The 13,036-nt window shown below is 68.9% G+C and carries 2 protein-coding genes; both read right to left on the bottom strand.

The genetic code is table 11. The annotated features are described in order from the left end of the window. A partial coding sequence (locus ABQE93_RS26910) for an AMP-binding protein (protein WP_448411940.1) occupies positions 1-862 on the bottom strand: 862 nt, incomplete at its 3' end. After that, a partial coding sequence (locus tag ABQE93_RS26905; RefSeq protein ID WP_448411942.1) for a non-ribosomal peptide synthetase occupies positions 859-13,036 on the bottom strand: 12,178 nt, incomplete at its 5' end. The genes ABQE93_RS26905 and ABQE93_RS26910, both read right to left, overlap by 4 nt.

The following is a 13,036-nucleotide window of genomic DNA, read 5'->3' as shown; positions in this document are numbered from 1 at the left end:
GCGCATAAAACGCCGACGGCGTCTGACTCAGCACGCTGACCCGCTCGGCGAGCATGAGGGCGGCAAAGTCTTTGGGCGAGCCCGCCACCGACTCGGGCACCACGACCACCCGGCCACCGCGCAACAGCGCGCCCCAGATCTCCCACACCGAGAAGTCGAACGCCAACGAATGACACTGAGAAAAGACCATTTCCGGTGACAACGGCAGGCGGGGCTGGATCGCGTCCAGCAGCCGGATGACGTTGCCGTGCGGGATGGCTACGCCCTTGGGTGTGCCGGTGGTGCCCGAGGTGTAGATCAGGTAGGCGACGTCGTCGGGCTGCACTGCCGGCAGCGCGATGCTCCCCTGTTCATCGGGCGCCGATTCGTCGAGATCGCCGACGTCGATGACCATCAGCTGCCGTCCCGCCAGCCGCCCGGCCAGCTCGACGTTGGTGACCGCGGCCACCGGCGCCGCATCATCGAGCACAAACTTCAACCGCGCGTCGGGTACCGCGGGATCGATCGGCACATAGGCCGCGCCTGTCTTGAGCACACCCAGGATCGCCACGATCGCCTCGGCCGAGCGGGGAAACAACAGCGCGACCCGCTGCCCCGGCACCACGCCGCGGCCGATCAGCAGCCGCGCCAACCGGTTTGCCGCCTCGTCGAGCTCGCGGTAGGTCATCGAGCCGGCACCGGCGCGCACTGCCACCGCGTCCGGGAACCGGGAGACCTGCTCGCCGAACGACTCCGGAATCGACGTCAGTGCCGGTGCCGGTGCGGTCAACGCCGCGCGGTTACCCCACTCATCGAGGTCTTCGAGTTCGTCTTCGTCGTCGAGATCCATCGACAACAGGCGACGGGAGGCATCGGCGGTCACGGTTTCTGCACCGAATCGCCGGTCATGGCCGCCAGCACCCGCTGGAACCGGCGCATGATCTTGCGGACGCGGTTGGCGTCGAACACGTCGGTGTCGAACTCGACGCGCAGTACCAGTTCCTCGCCGGGCATGGCTTGCAGCGTCAGCGGGTAGTGGTTGTACTCACGGCCGTCGACCTTGGTGATGGCCAACCCGTTGGTGGTGTGCATGGCGGCGGTGTCCACGGGATAGTTCTGGAAGACGAACAGGGTGTCGAAAAGTTGGTCGTGGCCGGCGACGCGGTGAATCTCGTTGAGCGCCAAGTGCTGATGGTCCAGGGTCTCCATGTGGCAGCGCTGCAGATCGCTGAGCAGGCCGGCGATCGTGGTGTCCGGGGTGATGGTGGCCCGGACCGGCACGGTGTTGATCAGCAGGCCGACCATCGACTCCGCACCGGCCACCTCGGCTGACCGCCCCGAGACCGCGACCCCGAACGCGACGTCGTGCTGGCCGGTCAACCAGGTCAGCAGCTGCGCCCACGCGGCTTGCAGCACGGTGTTGACGGTGGTCTGGCAGCTGCGGGCCAACTCGTTGATGGCCTGGGTGGTTTCGGCGGGCACGTGGAACGACTCGGTGGCGCGCCGCCCCGGTTTGGTCCGGCCCCTGGGCGCCACCAGCGTGGGCGTCTCGAACCCGGCAAGGACTTCGCGCCAGGCGGCGTGTGCGGCTTCGACGTCGCGCTCGGCCAACCAGGTGACGAACCTGCGGTAGGAGCCCGCGGACGGCAGATGCTGGCCGTAGTAGCTGGCGAAGATCTCCTGCAACAGGATCGGCAGCGACCACCCGTCGAGCACGATGTGGTGGTAGGTCATCACGAACCGGTGCTCGTTGTCGGCGGTGCGGATCAGCGCGGCGCGGAACGCCGACTGTTGGTTCAGGTCGCACACCGCGGCGCGTTCGGCGGCGCACATCCGCTGCATCTGTTCGTCGACGTCGCCGGATTCCCGTTTGTCCGTGGAGATCTCGAGATACTGCCACGGGATGTTCGGCTCGGCCGGGATGATCTGCACCGGTTCTTCGAACTGTTGGTTGAACCGGGCCGCCAGGTTCGGGTGACGGTTGACCACCGTTTGCACCGCCCCATGTAGCCGGTCGGCGTTCAGTGGGCCGGTGATCGTGATGTCGAGCTGCATGGCGTAGACGTCATCGGCGTCGTGGCCGCTGGTGGCGTTGGCGTGGAACAGCAGCCCCTGTTGCAGTGGGGTCAGGGGTAGCACGTCGGCGACGGGCTGCTGTTCGCTGATCTCGTCGATCTCGTCCTGGGTGAGACGTGCGGGCGCGATGTCGGAGGGCGTGAGGCCTCCGCCGCCTCGCCGGACGTGAGCGCAGATGCCGCTCAGCGCGTCGAACCACAGTTGGGACAGTCGGCTGACCTGTGTCTCGTCCAGCACGGAGTGAGCCCACGTCCATGTGGCGTGCAGTTGCGGGCCGTCGTCGGTGTCGACGGTGCTGGCGTTGAGTTCGACGGTGTGCCCCAACGGCATTGGGATCGCCGCGGCGGCGGCGCTGAGCGCGGCACCGTCCTGGCTGATCTGCCACAGTTCTGCGGTCGAGTCGGCCGCGGGGGCGCCTCCCATCCTGCCGAGGTAGTTGAACCCGATGGTCGGGTCGGGTCCGGTCAGCTCGACGTCGGCGTTCAGATAGCGCAGCAGCCCGTACGTCAAACCGTCTGGGAGTGAGCGCAGTTGCTCCTTGGCGTTCTTGATCACAGAGCCGAGCGCGGGGTCACCGGACACCACCTGGGTCCACGACAGCCCGCCGATGTTCACGGCCACCGGATACTTGGTGGTGAACCAGCCCACGGTGCGGGACAGGTCGACATCGGATGCGATGTCTTCGTTGCGGCCGTGGCCTTCGACGTCGATGGCGATCGACGCGGTGGTGTCCAGCAACTGCGTCAGCGCCAGACCGTAGGCGATCAGCAGGATGTCTTGCACCCCGGCGCGGTACGCCGCCGGCACCTCGCCGAGCAACGCGCGTGTCGTCTCCGCGTCCAGTGCCGCCGTGAGGTGCCCCGCGGTGGCGTAGGTGTCCAGGTCGGGTTGTGGTGCAGGCACCGGGGACGGCAGATTCAGGACTTCGCGCCAGCTGTCGGCCTGCTCCACCACGGTCGTGTCGTTGGCGTAATCGCCCAGCAGCGCCGACCACCGCGCGAACGAGGTGCCTGTCGGCGGCAACGCGACAGCTTCGCCGTTGCGGTGCTGTGCCCATGCGATGTTGAGGTCTTCCAGCAGGGTTCGCCACGACACCGCGTCGACGGCGAGGTGGTGAACGATCAGCGCGAGCTGGCCGGTGGTGCGCACCCAAAGTGCGCTGACCATCACGCCATCCACGGGATTCAGCCGCGACCGCGCCGCCACCAACGCCTCGTCGGTCAGCGCGTCCACCGAATGCACGTACTCGGCGGCGTGCACCGAATCGGGTTCGGGCACAGTCAAAGACCATCCGTCGGCGCCGTCGTTCTCAACCCGCAGCCGCAGCACCGCATGCCGGTCGAGCAGCGCAGCCAGCACCACCCGCACATCCGCCTCGGTGACCCCGGCCGGGGCCTGGACCACCACCGTCTGGTTGAACTCCTCGATTGCGCCGCCGCGGTTCTGCACCTCATGCAGCCACCGCATGATCGGGGTCGCGGTCACCGGGCCGGTACCTGCGTCGGTCGGGCCGCCCTGTCCACCGCTGACATCGACCACCTGCGCCAGCCGGGCCACGGTCTGCTCGACGAAAATGTCACGCGGGCGGCACATCACACCGGACGCCCGGGCACGCGCCACCACCTGCATCGAGAGAATGCTGTCGCCGCCGAGGTCGAAGAACGAGTCGTCCACGCCGACCTGATCCAGACCCAGCACCTGGGCGTAGATTCCGGCCAAGATCTCCTCGATCGCGTTCGTGGGCGGGCGGTAGCGGCCGATGTCGCCGTAGTCGGGGGCGGGCAGGGCCCGGGTGTCGAGCTTGCCGTTGACCGTCAGCGGCAACGCGTCCAGCACCACCACCGCGGCCGGGACCATGTACGGCGGCAGCCGGTCGGCCAACGCATTTCGCGCCGCCGCCGGATCCACTCCGCCGGGCGCGGCTTCCGTGACATAGCCGACCAGGCGTTTGGTGCCTGGATGGTCCTCGCGGGTGATCACCACCGCCTGTTCGACGCCGTCGAGTGCGGCCAGCGCGGTGTGAACTTCGCCGAGTTCGATGCGGTAGCCGCGGATCTTGACCTGATCGTCGGCGCGGCCCAGGTACTGAAGCTGACCGTCGGGTCGCCAGCTCACCAGGTCGCCGGTGCGATACATCCGTGTTCCGGCCACCCCCGGCCCGCCGAACGGGCACGCGACGAACCGCGACGCGGTCAAACCCGACCGCCCGAGGTACCCGCACGCCACACCGTCACCGGCTACGTACAGCTCACCGACGACACCGGCGGGCACCGGCCGCAACCATTCGTCGAGCACGAACAGCGCCGCCGTCGACACCGGCGCACCGATCGGCGCCGCGCCGGAACCCGGCGTCAGCGGGGCGCTCATCGACGCGTACACCGTGATCTCGGTGGGGCCGTACGCGTTGATCACCACCCGGCCGGGCGCCCAGCGGTCCACCACCTCGCCCGGGCAGGCTTCGCCGCCGAGTAGCAACGCCACCGAGTCCAGCCCCTCCGGCGACAGTGCCGATACGGCGGACGGGGTTTGGGTGAGCACGTTGACCCGCTCACGCACCAGCAGGGCGTGGAAATCGTCGGGTGAGCTCGCCACCGATTCGGGCACGACCACCAGACGTGAGCCGCCGAGCAGGGCGGCCCAGATCTCCCACACCGAGAAGTCGAAAGCATAGGAGTGGCACTGCGTCCACACCTGGTCCTGCGGTAGGTGCTCAGGCGATGAGCGCGCCAGGTGCGTCAGGTTCTGGTGCGAGACAGCCACACCCTTGGGCACCCCGGTGGTTCCCGAGGTGTAGATCAGGTAGGCGATGTCGGCGGGAGACGGATCTGCCAGCGGCGCACCGGGTTCAGTGCCCACGGTCGCCTCGAGCTCCCGAATGTCGAGGACCGGTATGGCATGCCCGGCCAGCCGGTCGGCGAGGTCGGCGTTGGTGACCGCGACGGTCGGCGCGGCGTCGGCGAGCATGAAGTCGATGCGGGTCGCGGGCATCGCCGGGTCGACCGCCAGATACGCCGCTCCCGCCTTGAGCGCGGCCAGCATGGCCACGACCGCCTCGGCGGACCGGTTGAACAGCAGCGCCACGCACTGCCCCGGTCCGGCACCGTGTGCGGCCAGCTTGTGCGCCAACCGGTTCGCGGCCTGGTCGAGCTCGCGGTACGTCAGTGACCGCTCACCACAGGTGACCGCCACCGCATCGGGGGTGCGCGCCACATGTTCGGCAAACAGGGTGGGCACCGACGACGCGGCCGGGTCCGGTCCCGTCAGTGCCGCGAGGTTGCCGACTGAAGCGAGGCGGGCGTGTTCCTCGGCGTCGAGCAGATCGATCGACGACAACCGCTGATCGGAGTCGGTGGTCATCGCGGCCAGCACCCGCTCGAATCGCTGAATCAGCGTTTCGATGGTGGACGGGTCAAAGACGTCGGTGCGGAACTCCACCGTCCCGGTGATGCCGTCGGGTGCGCCGGCCTCGGTGCGGTGTTCGGCCAGCGAGAAGCTCAGATCCATTCGCGCGGTTTGGGTGTCGGCCGGCATCTGGGTGACCTCCAGATCACCGAGCGCCAGCCCCGACCCGGAGGCGGGGACGTTCTGCCACGACAGGGCCACCTGAACCAGCGGGTGATGGGTCAGCGACCGGGTCGGGTTGAGCCGCTCGACAAGCACCTCGAACGGCACGTCCTGATGTTCATAGGCCGACAGGCTGCGCGTCCGCACCTGAGCCAGCACGTCGGCCACCGTGGGATCACCCGCCAGGTCCATCCGCAGCACCAACGTGTTGACGAAGAATCCGATCAGCTCGTCGAGCGCCGGATCGCGGCGACCGGCGATCGGGAAACCCACCGCCACGTCGGAGGATGCGCCCAGCTTCGACAGCAGCACGCCCAACGCGGCCTGCAGCACCATGAAGCTGGTGGCGTTGTGCTCGCGGGCGATCCGGGTGATCTGCTCGTGCAGTTCGGCGGGCCACTCCAACGTGGTGATGGCGCCGCGCTGATCGGCCACCGGCGGGTAGGGCCGATCGGTCGGCAGCGCAACGCGTTCCGGCATCCCGGCCAGCGCGTCCTGCCAGTAGGCCAGCTGGGTGGCGATGCGGCTGTCGCTGTCGTCGAGATCACCGAACTGCGCACGCTGCCACAGCGTGTAGTCCACGTACTGCACCGACAACGGCGCCCACCCCGGCGCCTGTCCGGCGCTGCGGTTGGCATACGCCACCCCCAGATCGGCCACCAGCGGTGCCATCGACAATCCGTCGGCGGCGATGTGGTGCACCACCGCCGCCAGCACGTGTTCGTCGCCGGACAGCCGGAACAGCTTGGCCCGCAACGGGATCTGTGTGGCCAGGTCGAATGTGTAGCGCGCGGCGTCGCCGATGGCTTGGTGCAGCCGGTTCGGCGTCCATCCGGTGGCGTCGACGACCTCCCAGCCGAACTCGGCCTCTTCGGCGGGCATCACCAGTTGGCGCGGTATCCCCTGCACCGCCGGGAAAAGGGTGCGCAGGGTTTCATGGCGGGCCACGACGTCGGCGAGCGCGGTGCCCAACGCGTCGACGTCCAGCTCACCGCTGATGCGAAGCGCTGTGGCCATGTTGTAGACCGGGGACGGGCCCTGCAATTGGTCCAGGAACCACAACCGGGTCTGGGCGAACGACAGCGGAACCACCTCGGGTCGCTCGGCAGCCGTCAACGGCGCCAACGCCGAGCCTTCCCCACCGATACGCGGCGCCAACTGGGCCACCGTCGGCGCCTCGAACAACGCGCGCACCGCGATGCCGGCGTCCAGTGTCTTGTTGATCGCGGCCACCAGACGCATCGCCGACAGCGAATCGCCACCGAGGTCGAAGAACGAGTCGTCGACGCCGACCCGCTCGACACCGAGCACCTGCGCGTAGATGCCGGTCAGGATCTCCTCGGTCAAGGTGGCCGGGGCGCGGTAGTGATCGATGTCCTGATACTGCGGCGGCGGTAGTGCCCGGGTGTCCAGTTTTCCGTTGGGGGTCAACGGCAATGCGGACATGGTCACGATCGCGGCGGGCACCATGTAGGCCGGGAGCCGCTCGGCAAGCTGTTTGCGCGCCTTGGCGGGGTCGGCGGTGCCGGTCATGTAGCCGACCAGGCGCAGGTCGTTAGGACGGTCTTCGCGGGCGATCACCGCGGCCTGCTCGACGCCGTCCAAAGCGGCCAGGGCGGCCTGGATTTCGCCGAGCTCGATGCGGTAGCCGCGCAGCTTGACCTGTTCGTCGGCGCGGCCCACGTACCGCAGTTGCCCGTCGGCGCCCCACGACACCAGGTCGCCGGTGCGGTACATGCGGGTGCCCAGCCCGCCGAACGGGCATGCCACAAACCGTGATGCGGTCAAACCGGAACGGGCGACGTATCCGATGCCGACACCGTGGCCGGCCACGTACAGTTCGCCGACCACCCCGGGAGGTACCGGACGTAACCATTCGTCGAGGACGAACAGCGCGGTGCCCGGCGTCGGTGAACCGATCGGCACCACAAGCGAACCCGCGGTCAACGGTGCGCTGCGCGACGCGCAGATCGTGGTCTCCGTCGGGCCATATCCGTTGACCATCACCCGTCCGGGCGCCCAGCGGTCCACGACCTCGGCGGAGCAGGGCTCACCTGCCACCAACAATGCCGTCGACTCCAGGCCCTCCGGCGAGAGCATCGCTGCCGCGGAGGGAGTCTGGCTCAACTGGCTGACCTGTTCGGCGACCAGCAGTGCGTGGCCTTCCTCGGGTGAGCGGGCCACCGACTCGGGGATCACGACCAGCCGTCCGCCGTGTAGCAACGCGGCCCAGATTTCTTCCACCGAGGCGTCGAAGGTATACGAATGCCATTGCGCCCACACCTGGTCCGGCATGTCCCCGTACAGCGACCGCAGCAGTTGGGTGACGTTGTGATGGCTGATCGCCACGCCCTTGGGCACACCGGTGGTGCCGGAGGTGTAGATGATGTAAGCGATGTCGTCGGGGGCCGGGGCCGGCAGCGCGGTGCTCGGCTGGTCGCCGAGGACGGGGTCGTCGATGACGATGACCGGTAGCTCCCAGCCGCGCGACCGGTCGGCCAGGTTGCTGGAGGTGACCGCCGCCGCGGGGACCGCGTCGCCGAGCATGAACTCGATGCGCGCGTCGGGCAGCGCGGGGTCGATCGGAAGATACGCCGCCCCGGTCTTGAGGACGGCGAGCATCGCCACCACCGCGTCCGCGGACCGCTCCAACAGCAGTGCGACACACTGTCCCTGGCCGACACCGTGAGCCATCAGCAGGTGCGCCAACCGGTTCGCGGCCTCGTCGAGTTCGCGGTACGTCATGTCGCGGCCCGCGAAGCTGACCGCCACCGCGCCGGGAACGCGCGCGACCTGATCGGCGAACAACGCCGGAACCGAGAACGACGCCGGATCCCGGCGGGCGGTCAGCACCGCGCGGTTGCCCCACTCGTCGATGCGCGCGTGCTCCGCCTCGTCGAGCAGGTCTATCGACGAGAGCCGCCGGTGGGGGTCGGCGGTCATCGCCGCCAGCACCCGCTGCCACCGCTCGACGAGGCCTTCGACGGTGTCAGCGTCGAACACGTCGGCGCGGAACTCCACCGCGCCGGCGATGCCCGCGGGTTCACCGGTCTGGGTCCAGCGCTCCCCGAGCGAGAAGGTCAGGTCCATCCGTGCGGTCTGGGTGTCCACCGGCAGCGGGGTGACCTCCAGGTCGCCCAGGTTCAGCCCGCCGGCGGGGTCGTCATCCTTGCCGGGGAAGTTCTGCCAGGCCAATGCGACCTGAACCAGTGGGTGATGGGTCAGGGACCGGGTCGGGTTGAGCCGCTCGACGAGCACCTCGAACGGCACGTCCTGGTGCTCGTAGGCGGCCAGGCTTCGCCGCCGGACCTGCTCGAGCACCTCGGCCACGGTTGGGTCACCTGCCAGGTCGACGCGCAACACCAGGTTGTTGACGAAGAATCCCACCAGCTCGTCCAGCGCGGGGTCGCGCCGCCCGGCGATCGGGAAGCCAATGGCCACATCGGAACTCGCGGTCATCTTGGCCAGCAGCACCGCCAGCGCGGCCTGCATCACCATGAAGCTGGTCGAGCTGTGCTCCCCCGCCACCGCGCGCAGCCGCTCCTGCAACTCGGCAGGCCAGTCCACGGTGATGCTGTCGCCGCGCAGATCGGCCACCGGCGGATACGGCCGGTCGGTGGGTAGATCGAGCCGTTCGGGCATCCCGGCGAGCGCTTCTTCCCAGTAGGCCAGCTGCCCGGCGATGGGGCTGTCGCCGTCGTCGAGATCGCCGAGTTGCGTTCGCTGCCACAGCGTGTAGTCGACGTACTGCGCTGAAAGCGGCGTCCAGTCGGGCTCCTGCCCGGCGCACCTGCTGGCATAGGCCACCCCGAGATCACGCACCAGCGGGGTCAGCGACCAACCGTCGGCGGCGATGTGGTGCACCACCGCCACCAGCACGTGCTCATCGTCGGCGACACGGAAAAGCGTTGCCCGGATCGGGATCTCGGTTGCCAGGTCGAACGTGTAGCGCACGGTGCTGTCGATGGCCACATCGAGCTGGCTTGTCGACCAGCCGGTGGCGTCGACGACGTCCCACCCGAACTGTGCCCCGTCAGCGGCTGTCACCACCTGCCGCGGTGTGCCGTCGGGTGCGTCGAACAGCGTGCGCAGGCTCTCATGGCGGCCGATCACGTCGGCCAGCGCCGCACCGAGGGCCTCGGCGTCGAGGGAACCCTGCAGCCGCAAACCCACCGGCATGTTGTAAACCGGTGAGGGGCCCTGCAATTGGTCGACGAACCACAACCGGTTCTGGGCGAACGACAACGGAATGGTTTCGGGCCGCTCAACGGCCTGCAACGGTGCCAGCCGGCCGGCAGCCTCGTCGATCCGCGGAGCCAGTTGGGCGACCGTGGGCGCCTCGAACACCGTTCGGACCGGAAGGTCGGTGTCCAGGCTGGCGTTGATCGCCGAGACCAGACGCATCGTGGACAGCGAGTCGCCGCCGAGGTCGAAGAACGAGTCGTCGACGCCGACGCGGTCCACCCCCAGCACCCGCGCGAAGACGCCGACCAGGATCTCCTCGGTGGGATTGGCCGGGGCGCGGTAGCGGCCGGCGTCGTGGTAGTCGGGCGCCGGCAGTGCGCGCGCGTCGAGCTTGCCGTTGACGGTCACCGGCAGCGCGTCGATCGCCAGAACCGCCGTGGGCACCATGTAGCCGGGCAGCCGTTCGGCAAGGGCGGCACGGGCTTCCGCCGGGTCGGCGGTGCCGGTGATGTAGCCGACCAGCCGCTTGTCGCCCGGTTTGTCCTCGCGGGCGATCACCGCCGCCTGCTCGACCCCGTCCAGCGCGGTCAGTGCCGACTGGATCTCGCCGAGCTCGATGCGGTAGCCGCGGATCTTGACCTGTTCGTCGGCACGGCCCAGGTAGTCCAGCTGTCCGTCCGGGCGCCACCGCACGAGGTCCCCGGTGCGGTACATGCGGGTGCCGGGCTCCCCGAACGGGCACGCCATGAACCGCGACGCGGTCAAACCGGGGCGACGCCAATATCCCACGCCCACACCGGCGCCGGCCAGGTACAGCTCGCCGATCACACCGGCGGGCACCGGGCGCAGCCACGGGTCCAGCACGAAGAACGCCGCCCACGCCGTGGGCGAGCCGATCGGTGGAGATCCGGAGCCCGCCTCCAACGGCGCGCTGGCGCACAACCACATCGTGGTTTCGGTTGGGCCGTAGACGTTGACCATCACCCGCCCCGGCGCCCACCGGTCGACAAGCTCCGGTGGACACGGCTCCGCGCCGATGACCAACGCCACGCCGTCGAGGTCCTCGACCGAGAGCATCGAGGCGGCCGACGGCGTCTGCGTCAACACCGTGACCTGTTCACGCAACAGCAGCCGGTGGAATTCCTCCGGTGAACGGGCCACCAGTTCGGGCACCACCACCAGCCGCCCGCCGTAGAGCAGGGCGCCCCAGATTTCCCATACCGAGAAGTCGAAGGCATACGAGTGGAACTGCGTCCACACCTGCCCGGGCTCCAACGGCACACCGATCTGCAGCGAGTTGAAGAGCTGGGTGACGTTGTGCTGCTTGACCGCAACACCTTTCGGCTGCCCGGTGGTGCCCGAGGTGTAGATGATGTGGGCGACTTCGTCCGGGGATGGTAGCGGCAGCGGTGCGCTGGGCTGCGCGGCCACCTCCGGATCGGCGACATCCACGACGAGCAACCCGTAACCGTCGAACCGCTGGGCCAGCGCGGCGGTGGTGACGGCCGCGATCGGCGCGGCATCGGTGAGCATGAACTCGATGCGCGCGTCGGGCAGCGCCGGGTCCAGCGGCAGGTAGGCGGCCCCGGTCTTGAGCACCGCCAGAATCGCCACGATCGCATCGGCCGAGCGCGGGAACAGCAGCGCCACTCGCTCGCCCGGGCCGGCCCCACGGCTGGCGAGCAGATGCGCCAACCGGTTTGCCGCCTCGTCGAGTTCGCGGTACGTCAGCGAAGTGTCCTCGAAGCGGACCGCGACGGCGTCCGGGGCGCGGGCGACCTGCGCGCCGAACACCTGCGGCACCGACGTCGGCTCGGGCAGCTGGGTCAACACCGACCGGTTGCCCCACGCCTCCAGGCGGGCACGTTCGGAGTCGTCGAGCAGTTCCACCGCCGACAGCGACCGCTGCGGGTCGGCGATCATCGCGGCCAGCACGGCCTGCAGCCGGTTGGCGAGGCCGCGGACGGTGGGCGCGTCGAAAACCTCGGTGTCGTACTCGATTCGGAAACTCAGCTTGTCGCCGGGTGCGGCCTGCACGGTCAGCGGGTAGTGGGTCGACTCGCGGAAGTCGAACTCGCCGATGGTCAGTCCGTCGGTACCCAGCGTTGCGGCGGTGTCGACCGGATAGTTCTCGTATACGAACAGCGTGTCGAAGAGCTGATCCTGCTCGGTGAGCCGGTGAATCTCGCTGAGCGCCAGGTGTTGATGCTCGATCGTGTCCGCGTGTGCATCCTGCATCTGGCTGAGCAGGTCCGCGGTGGTGGTGGTCGGGCGGAAGGTGGCCCGCACCGGCACCGTGTTGATGAGCAGGCCCACCATCGATTCCGAGCCCGCGATCTCCGGTGGCCGGCCGGAATCCACGGTGCCGAAGGCGACGTCGTGCTGGCCGGTCAGCCAACACAGCAGCCGCGCATAGGCCGCCTGCAGCACGATGTTGATGGTGGTGTGATGCGAGCGGGCCAATTCGCCGAGCGCCCGGGTGGTTTCCTTGGAAACCGTGAAGGCCTCGGCGTCGCGACGTCCGAGCCCCAACCGGTCCGGCGGGGCCAGGAGCGTGGGGGTTTCGAACCCGGCCAGCGCACGCTGCCAGGCCGCGTGGGCGGCGGCGAGGTCCCTGTCGGCCAACCAGCTGACGAAGCTGCGGTAGGGCGCGGCGGTCGGCAGTCGCTGGCCGTGGTAGCTGGCGAAGATCTCCTGCATCAGGATGGGCAGCGACCAGCCGTCGAGCACGATGTGATGGTTGGTCATCACGAAGCGGTGCCGCTCGGTTGCGGTGCGGATCAACGCCACCCGGAACGCGGGTGCGTGGACCAGGTCGCAGACCGCGACGCGCTCTGCGGCGCAGAGCCGGTCGATTTCCTCGCCGCCGTCCACGCCGACGTCGACGAAGTGCCATGGCACCGTCGGCTCGGCCGGGATCGTCTGCACCGGTTCATCGAACTGTTGGCTGAAGCGCGCCAACAGGTTCGGATGCCGGGTGACCACGGTCTGTACGGCGTCGTGAAGCCGTTCGGCGTCCAGCGGTCCGTGCAGTTCGATGTCGAGTTGCGCGGCGTAGAGATCGGCGCTGGCGGATGCGGTGTTGGCGTGAAAGAGCAGCCCCTGCTGCAGCGGGGTGACCGGCAGCAAGTCGACGATCGGGTGCTGATCCTGCAGTTCGTCGATCTGCTGCTGGGACAACCGCGCCGGGGCGATGTCCGACGGCGTCAGACCGCCGCCGCCATTGCGCACA

This window comes from Mycolicibacterium sp. XJ662, from assembly GCF_053484035.1.
Note: the sequence above shows the minus strand (reverse complement) of the source record. Positions and strands in the feature narration are given on the sequence as shown.